Origin of the sequence: Peribacillus sp. TH14 (assembly GCF_016651145.1) — a bacterium.
In the GTDB taxonomy this organism is placed as follows: domain Bacteria; phylum Bacillota; class Bacilli; order Bacillales; family DSM-1321; genus Peribacillus; species Peribacillus butanolivorans.
Window position 1 is genome coordinate 2,575,761 of record NZ_JAEKEK010000001.1, and the last position, 14,360, is coordinate 2,590,120.

Annotated in this window: 15 protein-coding genes; 10 read left to right on the plus strand and 5 right to left on the minus strand. The window is 39.0% G+C overall.

Annotation, left to right across the window (positions count from 1 at the left end):
- The first annotated feature begins 100 nt into the window (after positions 1 to 100).
- Both JFU50_RS12480 and JFU50_RS12485 read left to right on the plus strand, forming a co-directional pair.
- Entirely contained in the window at positions 101 to 601 is a 501-nt protein-coding gene (locus JFU50_RS12480; RefSeq protein ID WP_053348753.1) for an Lrp/AsnC family transcriptional regulator, read from the plus strand.
- Positions 598 to 1,764 (plus strand): aminotransferase, encoded by a 1,167-nt coding sequence (locus JFU50_RS12485; RefSeq protein WP_056525678.1) that lies wholly within the window; start codon positions 598 to 600, stop codon positions 1,762 to 1,764. Before JFU50_RS12480 ends, JFU50_RS12485 begins: the two co-directional genes overlap by 4 nt.
- Before the next feature lie 164 nt (positions 1,765 to 1,928).
- On the opposite strand, the gene JFU50_RS12490 is transcribed toward JFU50_RS12485, so the two are convergent.
- Positions 1,929 to 2,282 (minus strand): helix-turn-helix domain-containing protein, encoded by a 354-nt coding sequence (locus tag JFU50_RS12490; RefSeq protein WP_053348755.1) that lies wholly within the window; start codon positions 2,280 to 2,282, stop codon positions 1,929 to 1,931.
- Positions 2,283 to 2,764: 482 nt separating this feature from the next.
- On the opposite strand from JFU50_RS12490, the gene yugI reads away from it, so the two are divergent.
- On the plus strand, positions 2,765 to 3,169 hold the full coding sequence (gene yugI, locus JFU50_RS12495) for a S1 domain-containing post-transcriptional regulator GSP13 (protein WP_201187152.1): 405 nt from the start codon (positions 2,765 to 2,767) through the stop codon (positions 3,167 to 3,169).
- A 487-nt stretch (positions 3,170 to 3,656) separates the two neighbouring features.
- Here yugI and JFU50_RS12500 read toward each other — a convergent pair whose 3' ends face one another.
- The gene (locus tag JFU50_RS12500) at positions 3,657 to 3,890 is read right to left on the minus strand and encodes a DUF378 domain-containing protein (protein WP_056525676.1); all 234 of its coding nucleotides are present in this window, start codon (positions 3,888 to 3,890) and stop codon (positions 3,657 to 3,659) included.
- A 209-nt stretch (positions 3,891 to 4,099) separates the two neighbouring features.
- On the opposite strand from JFU50_RS12500, the gene JFU50_RS12505 reads away from it, so the two are divergent.
- The 4 genes from JFU50_RS12505 (at position 4,100) to JFU50_RS12520 (ending at position 7,720) form a co-directional block, all read left to right on the plus strand.
- Positions 4,100 to 5,263 (plus strand): iron-containing alcohol dehydrogenase, encoded by a 1,164-nt coding sequence (locus tag JFU50_RS12505; RefSeq protein ID WP_201222753.1) that lies wholly within the window; start codon positions 4,100 to 4,102, stop codon positions 5,261 to 5,263.
- A gap of 153 nt (positions 5,264 to 5,416) precedes the next feature.
- Positions 5,417 to 6,763: a glucose-6-phosphate isomerase gene (locus JFU50_RS12510; RefSeq protein ID WP_201222755.1), complete on the plus strand. Its 1,347-nt coding sequence runs from the start codon at positions 5,417 to 5,419 to the stop codon at positions 6,761 to 6,763.
- A 289-nt stretch (positions 6,764 to 7,052) separates the two neighbouring features.
- The gene (locus JFU50_RS12515; protein ID WP_207198795.1) at positions 7,053 to 7,244 is read left to right on the plus strand and encodes a hypothetical protein; all 192 of its coding nucleotides are present in this window, start codon (positions 7,053 to 7,055) and stop codon (positions 7,242 to 7,244) included.
- A gap of 71 nt (positions 7,245 to 7,315) precedes the next feature.
- The gene (locus tag JFU50_RS12520; protein ID WP_056525664.1) at positions 7,316 to 7,720 is read left to right on the plus strand and encodes a YugN-like family protein; all 405 of its coding nucleotides are present in this window, start codon (positions 7,316 to 7,318) and stop codon (positions 7,718 to 7,720) included.
- On the opposite strand, the gene JFU50_RS12525 is transcribed toward JFU50_RS12520, so the two are convergent.
- Both JFU50_RS12525 and JFU50_RS12530 read right to left on the minus strand, forming a co-directional pair.
- Positions 7,717 to 8,709, minus strand: coding sequence for a potassium channel family protein (locus JFU50_RS12525; RefSeq protein ID WP_201187147.1), 993 nt, complete (start codon positions 8,707 to 8,709; stop codon positions 7,717 to 7,719). The two genes, JFU50_RS12520 and JFU50_RS12525, sit on opposite strands and share 4 nt — an antisense overlap.
- A 442-nt stretch (positions 8,710 to 9,151) precedes the next feature.
- A complete protein-coding gene (locus JFU50_RS12530; protein WP_201187145.1) occupies positions 9,152 to 10,438 on the minus strand; it encodes a glycosyl hydrolase family 18 protein in 1,287 nt (428 codons plus the stop codon).
- Between the two features lie 168 nt (positions 10,439 to 10,606).
- Here JFU50_RS12530 and JFU50_RS12535 point away from each other — a divergent pair, with 168 nt between their 5' ends.
- Positions 10,607 to 10,810 (plus strand): alpha/beta-type small acid-soluble spore protein, encoded by a 204-nt coding sequence (locus JFU50_RS12535; RefSeq protein WP_053348762.1) that lies wholly within the window; start codon positions 10,607 to 10,609, stop codon positions 10,808 to 10,810.
- Between the two features lie 63 nt (positions 10,811 to 10,873).
- On the opposite strand, the gene JFU50_RS12540 is transcribed toward JFU50_RS12535, so the two are convergent.
- Complete coding sequence (locus JFU50_RS12540; RefSeq protein WP_201222759.1) at positions 10,874 to 11,617, minus strand: glycerophosphodiester phosphodiesterase; 744 nt, start codon at positions 11,615 to 11,617, stop codon at positions 10,874 to 10,876.
- 151 nt (positions 11,618 to 11,768) lie between these two features.
- On the opposite strand from JFU50_RS12540, the gene JFU50_RS12545 reads away from it, so the two are divergent.
- Positions 11,769 to 12,596, plus strand: a complete 828-nt coding sequence (locus JFU50_RS12545; RefSeq protein ID WP_274608138.1) for an undecaprenyl-diphosphate phosphatase — start codon at positions 11,769 to 11,771, stop codon at positions 12,594 to 12,596.
- A 374-nt stretch (positions 12,597 to 12,970) separates the two neighbouring features.
- A complete protein-coding gene (locus JFU50_RS12550) occupies positions 12,971 to 14,293 on the plus strand; it encodes an APC family permease (protein WP_201222761.1) in 1,323 nt (440 codons plus the stop codon).
- Positions 14,294 to 14,360 lie beyond the last annotated feature (67 nt).

Below are 14,360 nucleotides of genomic sequence, written 5' to 3' on the forward strand. Positions count from 1 at the left end.
CGTACTTGATTCTATAAAAGTCTAATAAGGTAATTCATCAGACTATCTGCCAGCCAAACATCACGTCTAAATTAGTGAATTCCAAAAGGGGGGTTTTCCGATGCACTTGAATGAAGAGGAATTGGAAGTCTTGAGAATCATTGAAAATAACAGCCGGATTGATCTGAAGGATTTGGCGAAAATGACCGAGTTATCAGAAGCGGACATTGAAGTAACATTAAAAAAATTAGAAGACATGCGTGTGATTGTCCGTTATTTAACAGTTATTAACTGGGCAAAAGTGGATGAATACCATGGTGTCACTGCGATGATTGATGTAAAAGTTACACCAAAACGCGGTGTTGGTTTCGATGAGGTCGCAAAACGAATTTACCGGTTTAAAGAAGTAGAGTCCGTCTATTTAATGTCTGGAGCCTATGATCTTTCCGTCATCGTCGAGGGACGTTCGATGAATGAAGTGGCAAGCTTTGTATCAGAAAAACTTTCGACACTTGATTCTGTTATATCTACTACGACTCACTTTATTATGAAAAAATACAAGCATGACGGCACTATATTTGATCAAACTGAAGAAGATAAGCGGATAGTGGTGTCACCATGATTAAAACGAGTTATGTTTCAAGGACGATTGCAGAGCTAAAACCATCAGGAATTCGCCGCTTCTTCGACTTGGCTGCCAATTTGGAGGGTGTCGTCTCACTTGGTGTAGGTGAACCAGATTTCGTTACATCATGGGCAGTAAGGGAAGCAGCTATCAACTCATTGGAGGAAGGATATACCTCATATACAGCTAATGCCGGATTATTTGAATTAAGGTCAGAGATCAGCAAATATATGGAGAAGCAGTTCCATGTTTCGTATAGACCTGAGGATCAAATTATTGTAACGGTTGGAGCAAGCCAGGCGCTCGATATTACGCTGAGAACTATTTTGAATCCAGGTGAAGAAGTTATCGTCGTCGAACCTTGTTTTGTCGCCTATGCACCCCTAGTGACCATGGCAGGGGGGATTCCAGTCACGGTTCAAACCTCTAAGGATGATGACTTTAAGTTAACACCCGAACAACTTGAAGCGGCGATTACTCCTAAAACGAAGGCCGTTTTAATCTGTTCGCCGAATAACCCTACAGGTACTCAACTTGAGCAGGCAGAATTAGTGATGCTTGCTGATATCGTTAAAAAACATGATTTACTAGTTATTTCCGATGAAATCTATGCGGAGCTTGCTTATGATGAGGTATTCACTTCTTTTGCAGCTATTGATGGCATGATGGAACGTACAATCGTAATCAATGGATTTTCTAAAGGTTTTGCGATGACTGGATGGCGTCTAGGATTTGTATGTGCGCCTAAAGAAATTTCTGAAGCAATGCTGAAGCTTCACCAATATGCGATGATGTGTGCCCCAACTATGGCGCAGCATGCAGCATTGGAAGCATTAAAGCACGGGATGCAAGATGTGGAAGAGATGCGAAGGAGTTATCGAAGAAGAAGGAATTATATAGTGAAATCGTTCAATGACATCGGTCTGGACTGTCATAAACCAGGAGGGGCCTTTTATGCTTTTCCATCTATCGAAAAAACAGGGATGACTTCGATGGAATTTGCAGAAAGACTTCTGAAGGAAGAACTAGTTGCTGTTGTGCCGGGAGATGTATTTGGAGAAAGCGGTGAAGGGCATATCCGTTGTTCTTACGCTTCTTCCATGGAGCATCTTCAAGAAGCACTGAAAAGAATGGAACGTTTCATGAAGAATCATTGTTGAATAAAAGCAAAAAAATAGGGATCCTGTCGTTACTTACGACGGATCCCTTTTCCATAGGGGGAATTAGAAAAAAGAGTTAATCTAATGGATTAACATAGAAAGTGTTAATCATAGTATATCCGATAATTTGGAAAAAAATACATGTGCAACCAGCATTTTTTTAATTAAGTTTGCGTGTTATATAATTTATTCATAACATTCAGAATTTGCTCTTCACTAAAATCTTTAGCTGTTCTTAGGATAAGTATTGCCTTTTCGGTTCCAATCTCCTCAATTAGCTTTTCGATTTCCTCGTCAACACCAGCGGCATTCACTGTTGGACTAACTTTTAAAAATTCTGAAGCTGGAATATCAAGAACGGTAGAAAGCCGCAAAATGGTTTGTGTATCAGGGACTGACTCACCTGATTCATACATTTCAATTTTCTTGGTGCCAATACGTAATTTTAAAGCCAGTTCCTGCTGAGTGAGGTTATGATCTTCTCGGTACTGACGGATGTTCTTCGCGATATTTGACATTGTCAAGCACTCCTTTATCAGGAAATATTCTTTATATGATTATTTTACCATATTATAGTATAAGTAAAGTGAATGAATATGTATGTTTTGTGAAAAAACGCCACATCGAGAAAATATCGAAGCGGCGTATTTGGGATGTTACATTAGATTTATCGACTTGAGAAACACGGGGATATTCATGATTGGTACGATGTAGCGAATCAAGAAAAACCAAACTCTTCAACATTAGGTAGTGTTTTAAAATTACAATCTTTAGAAAAATAAGTGAATATGTTAAAGGAAATCATGTTTAATTGCATATTTTTAGGTTAAGTTATAAATAACAATCTTATAATAATAAGTATTTCCAAAAAACAAACATTTTTATTGAGTAAAAACCTAAAAAGTATGATATACTTAACTTTGATTATTTTCCAATTATGTGATATAATTTTTTATTGCGTGAAAAGACGAAAAAATATATATAAAATAGGAGTGTTACCATGTCTGAAAAATTCGAAATTGGTGCGGTAGTTACTGGCAAAGTAACTGGTATTCAACCATACGGTGCATTTGTTGCTCTAGATGATTCAACTCAAGGTTTAGTTCATATTTCTGAAATTACTCACGGATTCGTAAAAGATATTAACGAACATTTAAAAGTGGGCGATGAAGTAAAAGTTAAAGTGCTTTCTATCGATTCAGCTGCTGGAAAAATTGGCTTATCGATCCGCGCAACAGAAGAAGCTCCTGAGCGTACTGAAGCTCCGAAAAAAGCTCCGAAAAAACGCCAAGCATCTGTTAAAGCAACATCTCACATCGAATCTACTGAAGGCTTCAACTCTTTGAAAGACAAACTTCAAGCTTGGATTGAGCAATCTCAACGCGAAGACCTAATCAAAAAATAATTTTTTTAACCGACAGATCCTTTGATCAGTCGGTTTTTTTGTGCTTATTAGCATTTTCATATAGCATTTCGACCCTTCATATTCAAATCATCAACTCGCCAAAGTGCGGGTTATCTCTGTTTGAACGGTGAAAATAATTGCTTCTATCGGGAACTTTCATGGTCGGACGACGACAGCCATGCCGCTCTCCAATACGAAATATAGAGATGAATTCCACTTGTTTTTATTACTGATAAATTAAGTCAGGTGGAAAATGTTTGCTTGTGATTGAAGAAGAATTGAAGTCGGATATATAAACTCTGTAAAGCTGTAAGAAAATGCGAAAACATCATTCGATTTGTACTCCGATGTAATTGATAAGCCAGAAATTGATTAGGACTTTGAACGCATTGAAAAAAAGTATTAATTAAAATAAAGCCGGGGCATGAGGTTATCATGGACCGGCTTTATTTATAGGACAAACAAATTATCTATAGACCTAAGACTTTCAACGAGTTGGTTTAGCTTCAGGCTCTCTTGAAACTTCAGGACTTGGTTTGAAGAGAAGACCAAGGTTAATAAGACCGGCAATTCCTACTATTCCATAAACGATACGAGCCAATGCAGCATCTTGTCCGCCGAAGATAGAAGCAACTAAATCGAATTGGAAAAACCCGATTAATCCCCAATTCACGGCACCGATAATTGTAAAAACAAGTGCAGTTCTTTGTATTCCACTCATTGTACAGCCTCCTTTTTTAATAAGTAGTTCTTTATTTATCATGCTTTTTCACCATGCAAATATACATCCGGACAAAACTTCCGAACGGATACTTTGTATTTATATGGAACTTTCGGCATAATGAAGAAAAGCAAAAACTCACCATTGCCCAAGAGGTGGATATTGTGGCCTGAAAAAGAGGACAATGTGTCATAAAAGGAGAGAATGTATTGGAGAATTTTACTTATAAAAATCCTACTAAATTAATTTTTGGGAAAAATCAGCTTGAAAGTCTAAAAACAGAAATTCCACCCTTTGGTGATAAAGTGTTACTTGTATACGGCGGTGGAAGTATAAAGAAAAATGGTCTGTATGATAAGGTAATCACAGCATTAAGGGAGATTAATGCGGAAGTACATGAACTTGCCGGAGTTGAACCGAATCCACGCATTTCTACAGTCCGTAAAGGTGTGGAGCTTTGTAAGGAGCATCAAATCGACTTTGTACTTGCAGTTGGCGGAGGAAGCGTTATTGACGCTACAAAGGCCATTGTTGCAGGTGCGAAATATAAGGGAGACCCATGGGATCTCGTAATTAAAAAGGCACCAGTGAATGAAGCCCTTCCGTTTGGCACAGTGCTGACTATAGCCGCAACTGGTTCTGAAGCAAATCCAGGTTCTGTCATAACAAATTGGGAAACGAAAGAGAAATACGGATGGGGAAGTCCTTTAGTTTATCCGCAATTCTCCATTTTAGATCCCGTAAATACTTTTTCGGTTCCAAAAAATCAAACGGTCTACGGAATGGTTGATATGATGTCACATGTGTTTGAATCATATTTTCATCCAGAAACCCATGCACCTCTTCAGGACCGCTTTTGTGAATCTCTCTTGTTGACGGTCATCGAAACGGCTCCAAAGCTATTGGAAGACCTGGAGAATTATGAGCACCGGTCTACGGTATTATATGCGGGAACACTTGCCTTAAACGGATCTCTAGGGGTTGGTTACAACGGCGATTGGGCTACACATAATATTGAACATGCAGTTTCGGCGGTATATGATATCCCCCATGCTGGAGGATTGGCTATCCTATTTCCAAATTGGATGAAACATGTGCTCCATGAAAATGTCAACCGTTTCAAGCAGGTTGCAGTCCGCGTATTTAATGTAGATCCGAATGGTAAAACGGATGAGGAAGCTGCGCTTGAGGGCATTGAACGACTTCGTACATTTTGGAGCAGCTTAGGGGCGCCGACACGTCTTGCGGATTATGGTATCGACGACTCGCAGTTAGAGATCATGGCCGATAAAGCCATGAGCAGAGGAGATTTTGGCCAATTTAAAGTGTTGAATCGCGAAGATGTTCTTGCCATTTTACGGGCTTCGTTATAATTCGAGTTATAAAGCTGAGTTCTCCCATCACAAATGGTGGGAGAAATTCTTAAACGAAGGGTATAATCTGATGTTTACTTTATCGATTCCTTGATTATGATTAATACATCAGATAAAGTGAAAGAGAATCTTAAAATTAGAGGAGGAATTGGCTTGGCCCATTTACATTTCGATTATTCAAAGGCTCTACCGTTTTTTGGAAAGCATGAAATGACTTATTTACAGGATGCTGTAAAAGTGGCACACCATTCTCTGCATGAACAGACAGGGGCAGGCAATGAGTATCTTGGCTGGATTGATTTACCTGCTAATTATGATAAGGAAGAATTCTCAAGGATTAAAAAAGCAGCCGCTAAAATAAAAGATGATTCAGATGTGTTATTGGTTATCGGAATTGGCGGATCCTACTTAGGGGCACGTGCTGCCATTGAGATGCTTCAACATAGTTTTTATAATCTTTTGCATTCGGACAAAAGAAATACACCACAAATTATATTTGTCGGTAACAATATCAGCTCTACATATATGCAAGATGTTATGGATTTATTGGCGGATAAGGATTTCTCCATCAATGTAATTTCAAAATCGGGCACGACAACTGAACCTGCTCTTGCGTTCCGAATTTTCCGGAAACTGCTCGAACAAAAATATGGTGTCGAAGAAGCGAAAGGCCGGATTTATGCGACCACTGATAAAGAAAAGGGCGCTTTAAAAACGGTAGCAACTGAAGAGGGCTTCCAAACCTTCGTTATTCCAGATGATGTTGGTGGCCGTTATTCAGTATTAACAGCAGTAGGGTTGCTTCCAATTGCAGTGAGCGGTGCAGATATCGACCAAATCATGGAGGGTGCCGAACATGCAAGAGTGGACTTCAGTTCTTCTGAGCTAGCTGATAATCAGGCATACCAGTATGCAGTGGTCCGCAACGTTCTATACAATAAAGGTAAGACTATTGAAATGCTGATAAACTATGAGCCTGGACTTCAGTACTTTTCCGAGTGGTGGAAGCAGTTATTCGGAGAGAGTGAAGGGAAAGACCAAAAAGGAATTTTCCCTGCATCCGCCAACTTTTCAACTGACCTGCATTCATTAGGACAGTATGTTCAGGAAGGACGCCGCGATCTTTTTGAAACGGTCATCAAAGTGGAAAAAGCTCGTCATGAAATTTTAATTGAGGAAGCGGACAATGACTTGGATGGTTTGAATTATTTGGCGGGAGAAACGGTGCAATTTGTCAATAATAAAGCTTTCGAAGGTACGCTGTTAGCTCATACAGACGGTGGTGTTCCAAATCTGATTTTATCGGTGCCGCAGCTGGATGCGTATACATTTGGCTATCTCGTATATTTCTTCGAGAAAGCTTGTGCGATGAGCGGTTACCTACTAGGGGTCAATCCATTTGATCAGCCTGGAGTGGAAGCGTATAAGGTGAACATGTTTGCCCTTCTAGGTAAACCAGGTTATGAAAAGAAAAAAGAGGAGCTCGAACAGCGCCTATAAGCATTTATTAAAAAAGGTATCAAGCTGGATTACACTGTCCAAGCTTGATACCTTTTTTGTTTTTATCTAATTTTAGTAAATGTAAATCAAGGGGAAGTTAAAATACATCCCTGATAATGGTAATCGCAATATTAAAATAGAAGTGAGGGATTATGATGCAAGTATCATCGACGACATATTAGGTTCTACAAGTTCTGCAATGGGTAGCTTCTCAAGTGCCATCAAAGTGCTTGAGAAACAGAGGAGTGAGCTCTAGGCTGATATTCAGGAAGCTTACCTATCGGATGAAATGGCTGAAGCAATGCAGCAGAAGGTCCAGCAGCTGCAACAAGAAATGCAGCAAATTGAGACAAATACATCTATTGCAAATGGACGAGACAAAAGAAGCAATAAAGGTGAAGAGACTACGAAAAAGAGTGGGGATAGCTTGGAAATCAGTGACAAAGCTAATCTCCTCTATGCTCAAACGAGGGAGGAATAGTAGTAATCCCCAGGTTTTTTTAAAGCCTTTTTGGTTATGCTAATAAAAAATTAGCGAAAGAGGTTTTTACAATGATTAAAATATCTTCTGAGTTGGAAGGGAAAACATTCGGTTTATTTGATCTGGAGACGAAGTTAAAACCAGAAGGCTATGTGATAGGCGGAGGCTGGGACTATGACCATGGATCTTTTGATTATAAAATGGATGACAGTGATGGTTATCAATTTTTAAGAATTCCTTTCAAGGCTGTTGATGGGTCTCTTGATACGGATGGGGTGATGGTAGAACTTTTACAACCGTTTTTGTTATCTCATAAGTACGAGGATGGTACTGACGATGAAGGAAATATAGGTAACATTGCAGCCTCCTTCAATCAGTTTGCTGAACCGGAAAATCCAGATGCGGAGTTCCCGGAGAACTATATCTCATACGGAAAATCACTAGTCCATGATTTGGAAAAGCTTTTAATACATTAATCTTCAATGATTAGTAGGGTGTCATTATGATGAATGATTATATCTGCAGGGGGTTTGATAATTGTCTCGCCTCCTGAAATGATACCGACTAATAAAATGTTTTTATCAAATAACTTAACGCTCAATTCTTTGAACGACAAACCTGTCCATTCGATATGAGTGGGCAGCTGTTTAATGTTCAAACTCCACTTTTCTATTTTCTCTTCAAACTCTCCTGCCATCCCTTTCCATAAACAATCCTGCATATATTCACTTGCAAACTTATTTGTTTCTACGATACCGTCTGCCCCAGCTCGTAAAGCATTTTCCTTTTGTTCCTGCGTTAAAATTTCTACTAGACAATACACATTCGGATTTAGTCCTTTGACCGCTAGTAACGTTAAAATCGAGAACATGTCGGTTTGAAGTTCATTTTGCTTTAGATCAGCAGTGATAAGAACTCGTATGGCTTGTTTTATATTAGCTTGTTTCAAAACGGAATCTAAGGTTGCTTTTCCTTGTATAAAGTGGATATTTGTTCTGGGAAGCGGGTGCTTTTGTAACGTATCATCTATCAGGACAATAGCTTGATGGTGCTTACTATCATGAATGTCACTGATGATTCTTTTAGAACGACCATTCCAGCCAACGATGATAATATGTCCTCCACTAGAGAACTCCTTTTTTCCTGTTAGATATTGCCTTTCATTGGAGATAGACATTTTAGCAATTTGAGCAAAATAAGAAGTGACCAGGCCGGCACCTGACAAAATGAGGAATATTCCAATGATCTTTCCAATATCCGTCATTGGAGTGTAATCTCCATACCCTACCGTTGACATAGTTACGATTGCCCAATAGATACCATCAAGTAGGGTAGGGAAATTCCGTGGCTCAACTAGATGAATCAGTATACCAAATGAGAGTAAAAATAGCGCGATGATAGAAAGCAATCTAATAAATCGCGGAATTCTTGGAAAGACGGTATTGAATGGTTTGATTCGAATCATGTTTTTCACACCCCCTAGATGTACCTTTTTAGTATGGACAAAAAAGGAATAGCTCATAAGGATTGGCTGGACAAATTTTGAATGAGTCCCTCTAATGAAAAAAATTTTTCATTATAGTAACAAGGAGTATAGAAGAATCTGAGGGTGAAAACCTGGGTATTATGACGACATTGGATCCAAAGTACCTTCTAGATCAAGGGTTCATAATGCAAACTGAAAAATTTCTTGATGGATTCCTTGATTTTGTCGAGACTGATATCAAAAAGATTAAAAACCTAAGCTTCAGTAGGCGATTAAGGAGGAAAAATGATAAAAGCCTTCCGTTAAACGACGGAAGGCTTTTATAGATGAGTCACGTATCCTGGAACTGGACTTTATGCTCGATGTTAGATTATATGCAAGCACTTTCCGCGATATTCCTGAAAGTTTTACGATTGGTGATTCAAACCCTTCTTCGTACGTTAAAGTTATCGCTTATAAGAAGCCAGTTTTGAGGGAAGGCTAGACCGAGCTTCCAATAACTCATACCTCTTAGATTCAATTCTTTGATTAAATCAAACTTTGCCTGAATAGATCGGGCATCTTCAAACCAGACCTCATGCTGTTTATCCTCAACGTCTGTATATCTAAAATGAGGAGCCTGCGCTTTTTCATCATACTCGATTGATACGTTATTGGTTGCTGCAATCTGGATGGCCTGCTGTGGACTGATGGCCTTGGCAATGGAACCCTGCACAAAGGGCAATGTCCAATCATAGCCATATAGATTTTGCCCCATCAGGATTTTGTTGGCTGGAATATCCGTGATGGCATATTCGAGAACATCGCGGACAGGGCCTATTGGTGATACAGCCATTGCGGGCCCGCCGCTATATCCCCATTCATATGTCATGATGATAACAAAGTCGACAATTTCACCATGCGCTTTATAGTCATGCGCTTCATACCAGCGTCCTTTTTGCTCTGCACTTGTTTTCGGGGCTAGTGCAGTTGATATGAACCATCCTTCTTTTTTGAAACGTTCCTTGGCTTTTCGGAGAAATTGATTATAGGCTTCTTTATCAGACGGCCGTAAAAACTCAAAGTCAAAGTGGATATCCCGGAAACCATATTTCTTCGCAGTTGCAACGATGTTGTTCAGGAACTTATTCTGAACGGAAGTATTCGTTAAGATGATTTGCCCGAGCTCATCGCTGAATTGGTCATTTTCCTGATTCGTGATTACCATCATTAATACATTTTTATTTTCTTTGGCAATGGTAGGAAAGTTGTTGAGCAATGGCTCCTTTAAGGAGCCGTCACGAAGCGCCTGAAAGCTGAAAGGAGCTAAATAGGTTAAATAGGGCGCAGCTTCCCTTGCAGCTGTCTCAAGGGCAGGTGCGACGGTCGTGCCCCGCGGCTCGACATAGCCATTAAATTCAGCTGTCCTTTTCTTTTGTGCAGGAATGTAGAGACGGTATCCAACGGATAAAGATTGATTTTCGGAAATACCATTTATATTTGCCAATTCTTGAACAGGGACACCAACTTTTTTAGATATCGAAGATAAACTATCGCCGGATTGCACGAAATAATAACTGCCGACAATTGGAATGACAAGGGCCTGCCCCGTAACAAGATTATTTGGGTTAGGGATCTTATTTGTTTCCACGAGCCGGTCAACGCTTACGCTATACGTCTGGGCGATGCCAAATAACGTCTGGCCAGGCCTAACCACATGAATTTGCAATTCTTTTCCCTCCTACTGAAAGTTTCCTAACAGTTTATGAGCCTAAAAAGAAATTCATGATAAAGAGCTTTGGATTGAAGGGAACGTAAAGATAAAATAATTCAATAAATTGGCAATAATAATTTAAGCTAAAAATGCTAATTAATATTAGTAGGAGGTGAAAAACACATGGCAAACAACAATAGCAGCAATCAACTAGTAGTAGCTGGTGCAGAGCAAGCTCTACAACAAATGAAGAATGAAATCGCTAGTGAATTTGGCGTAAACTTAGGTGCCGACACTACTGCTCGTGCTAACGGATCTGTTGGTGGAGAAATTACAAAACGTTTAGTGCAAATGGCTGAACAACAATTAGGCGGATATTCTCGTTAATTAACTGAATAAAAATGGATTAGGAAGAGAAGGAGCATCGTCCTCCTTCTCTTTCGCATTATTTTAGTCGCTCGTTTGCCAAGCTTTTAAGGTCTTGATTGCCTTTTCAGGAAAGTCCGTCATAATCACATCGACATCCATTTCAGCGAGCCTGATAATGTCAGCTTTATTATTGGCGACCCATGGCCGGACTTTGTATCCAAGTTTTTTCGCATAGTGATTAATAGTTTCAGTCAGGCTGTTTCTATCAGGGTGGAACCCAGCTTCTTTTTTTGCGCTTAAGATTTCTTCGATGTTCTCAGGCAGTCCCTCAAACAATAAGGCCCGCTCGATTTCAGGAGCCAGCTTCTTCACTTTCTCAATTGATTGATGATTGAAGGAGGACAGAATCACACGATTTTCCAATCGGTACTGACGAATTAAATCAACAATTTTCTGTTCAATTCCTTCATATGGGAGCTTATCCGTTTTGATTTCGATATTCATCAACATTGTATTATCTATAGCCCAGTCGAAAATTTCTTTTAAAAAAGGAATCGGCTCTCCTTGGAATTCCTCAGAAAATTTGCTCCCAGCATCTGCTGTTTTCAATTTTTGTGCTGAACAATCTTTTACATAACCTAAAAGGGAAGTAGTTCGGTCAAGTGTTTCGTCATGGATAACGATCATTTCTCCATCTGAACTAAGATGGACGTCAAACTCAATTCCCTCAGCCCCGATTCGTGCTGCCTCTTTAAAAGCGGCCATAGTATTTTCAGGATGTGTTCCTTTGGACCCTCTATGGGCGAAAATTTGGATGTTTTTCAAGTTCATCACTCCTTTTAGAATTTATCTTTATACCTATCATACATGTACCCCAAATTTCTTTCAGCAATGTTTAATAGACAATATATTAAACAACTAGTACAATACTAATGGTATTTCCATAAATAGGTGTGCGAATTATGAGGTGAAAATAATGAATATGTGGGAAATCTTTGTAGCGGTTATCCTTGGACTAGTAGAAGGATTAACTGAATTTGCTCCTGTATCATCTACAGGGCATATGATTATTGTTGATGACATATGGCTGAAATCGAACGAGCTTTTTGGAAGTGAAGTGGCCAATGCATTTAAAGTTGTAATCCAGCTTGGATCGATTCTTGCTGTAGTCGTTCTCTTCTGGGGTCGATTCATGGACTTGCTTGGTTTAAGGAAAATGAAAAACCCATCTGCTCCAGGGGGACAAAAGCTCAACCTATTGCAGATACTCGTCGGATTGTTACCGGCTGGCGTATTAGGTTTATTGTTTGAAGATTATATTGATGAAAACTTATTTAAGATGAAGACGGTTATCGTTGGATTAATCTTGGGCGCATTATTGATGATTGCTGCTGATAAATTCCGTCCAAAGATGACTGCTGAAACGGTTGATCAAATTACTTATAAACAAGCCCTTGGGGTCGGGTTAATTCAATGTTTGTCCCTATGGCCGGGATTTTCCCGCTCAGGTTCAACGATATCAGGCGGTGTGCTATTAGGTATGAGCTACCGGGCGGCTTCTGATTTCACTTTTATCATGGCAGTTCCAATCATGGCTGGTGCCAGTTTGTTGAAAATTATAAAATATTGGGATATTTTCACACCTGAAGTTCTGCCATTTTTTATCGCAGGCTTTATCAGCGCATTTATTTTTGCGTTATTCTGTATCCGCTTTTTCTTGGTTTTAATCAATAAAGTTAAATTGACTCCTTTTGCCATCTATCGGATTGTCGTGGCAGTTGTGCTTATGTTTATTTTTTGGTAATACGAACTTAATCCTTAAGGAATATCACATCCATCCCTTTTATAAGGGGTGGTTTTTTTGTATTTTTTTAAAATAATGCGAAAGTTCCCCTTAAATATAGCGAACGATTTTATAATAAAAAAATTTTTAATTCGCAATTAGTCGGTAAATAATCGTTTAATTCCTAAATGTAAAAAAAATATTCGGTTTTAAGGTATCTAATTCAGAATTAGAAAAAAATAAATAAATTTTTATAAAACGCTCTCAGTGCAGGAACACCAACAGTTTCAGACGATGATGTAATATTCCAACTATTGCATAAACTATTCCCAAATAATTTTTATGATATAATTTTAGTATAAAATAAGTACATGTGTACACGTCGGGAGGACATCATGGGGAATGACCAATTGAAGAAAACGATTGGCTTTTGGGTTGGAACATCTATTGTAGTTGGTACAGTTATCGGCTCTGGTATTTTCATGAAGCCTGGTGACGTGCTTGAGTTAAGTGGTAATTCAACAATGGCTTTATTAGCTTGGTTGATTGGTGGTTTAATTACACTAGCTAGCGGATTGACAATTGCTGAAGTAAGTACACGCATTCCTAAAACGGGTGGTTTATATGTCTATTTAGAGGAAGTGTACGGAAAAGTATGGGGATTTCTGTGCGGCTGGGTTCAAACATTAGTATATGGTCCTGCAGTTATGGGCGCACTCAGTTTATATTTTGGGTTGTTAGTGGTAGGGCTATTTAATATCTCTAGGGATTATACATTGTTTATAGGAATTCTAACGATTGTATTTTTAGCCGGTATGAATCTGCTAGGGACGAAATACGGCGGTATGATACAAGCATTATCGACGGTTGGTAAATTGATTCCGATTATTTTCATTGCAGTATTCGGAATTGCACAAGGTGAGATGCCTGTATTCAATATAGATAGTGAAAGTTCAATGAAAATCAGTATGGCCGGTGCCATTTTGGCTACACTTTGGGCATATGACGGCTGGATGAATGTCGGCTTCATGGCGGGCGAAATGAAAAATCCACAGAAAAATTTGCCACGAGCGATTATTACGGGAATTCTTGTGGTCATGGTTGCTTACTTAGCTGTAAACCTTGCTATGCTTCATGTATTGGGTGCAGAGGGAATTATAGCTAATGGAACAAATGCAGCAAACGTTGCGGCCACACTTCTTTTTGGAGAATTGGGTGGGAAATTAATAGCGATCGGAATATTGGTTTCAATTTTCGGTTGTTTGAACGGGAAACTTCTAACCTTTCCGCGTATAACACTAGCAATGGCGGATAATAAAATGATGCCTGGTCATAAACAAATCAGTAAAATATCTCCCAAGTTTAAAACACCTATTAATGCAACCATTTTACAAGTGGTCATAGCGATTATCATGATGGTTGTAACAAATCCCGACAAACTTACCAATATGGCAATATTCTCTGTCTTTAGTTTTTATGGGCTTGCCTTCTTTGCGGTCTTCATCTTACGCAAAAAAGACCCGGATGCAAAAACGTATAAAGTACCTTTTTATCCGCTAGTTCCTATTATAGCGATTGCTGGTGCAGTTTATATTGTTGTGAGCACATTAATTGATACACCGTTAGATGCTCTTTACTCGGTAATTATTGTGATCGTGGGTATGCCGGTATACTGGTTGCTTACAAAAAATGAGCGGAATGAGAAGCAATCAAATTAATGATTTAAGAAAACCCTTCGCTTTTGCGGTGAAGGGTTTTTCTTATGAATCTAAAATCTTTCCGTTC

Excerpts from the sequence above, each read along its gene's own strand:
- JFU50_RS12480 (WP_053348753.1), top strand. The coding sequence starts at position 101 with ATGCACTTGAATGAAGAGGAATTGGAAGTCTTGAGAATCATTGAAAAT.
- JFU50_RS12485 (WP_056525678.1), top strand. The coding sequence starts at position 598 with ATGATTAAAACGAGTTATGTTTCAAGGACGATTGCAGAGCTAAAACCA.
- JFU50_RS12490 (WP_053348755.1), bottom strand. The coding sequence starts at position 2,282 with ATGTCAAATATCGCGAAGAACATCCGTCAGTACCGAGAAGATCATAAC.
- yugI (WP_201187152.1), top strand. The coding sequence starts at position 2,765 with ATGTCTGAAAAATTCGAAATTGGTGCGGTAGTTACTGGCAAAGTAACT.
- JFU50_RS12500 (WP_056525676.1), bottom strand. The coding sequence starts at position 3,890 with ATGAGTGGAATACAAAGAACTGCACTTGTTTTTACAATTATCGGTGCC.
- JFU50_RS12515 (WP_207198795.1), top strand. The coding sequence starts at position 7,053 with ATGGCTGAAGCAATGCAGCAGAAGGTCCAGCAGCTGCAACAAGAAATG.
- JFU50_RS12520 (WP_056525664.1), top strand. The coding sequence starts at position 7,316 with ATGATTAAAATATCTTCTGAGTTGGAAGGGAAAACATTCGGTTTATTT.
- JFU50_RS12525 (WP_201187147.1), bottom strand. The coding sequence starts at position 8,709 with ATGATTCGAATCAAACCATTCAATACCGTCTTTCCAAGAATTCCGCGA.
- JFU50_RS12535 (WP_053348762.1), top strand. The coding sequence starts at position 10,607 with ATGGCAAACAACAATAGCAGCAATCAACTAGTAGTAGCTGGTGCAGAG.
- JFU50_RS12545 (WP_274608138.1), top strand. The coding sequence starts at position 11,769 with ATGAATATGTGGGAAATCTTTGTAGCGGTTATCCTTGGACTAGTAGAA.
- JFU50_RS12550 (WP_201222761.1), top strand. The coding sequence starts at position 12,971 with ATGGGGAATGACCAATTGAAGAAAACGATTGGCTTTTGGGTTGGAACA.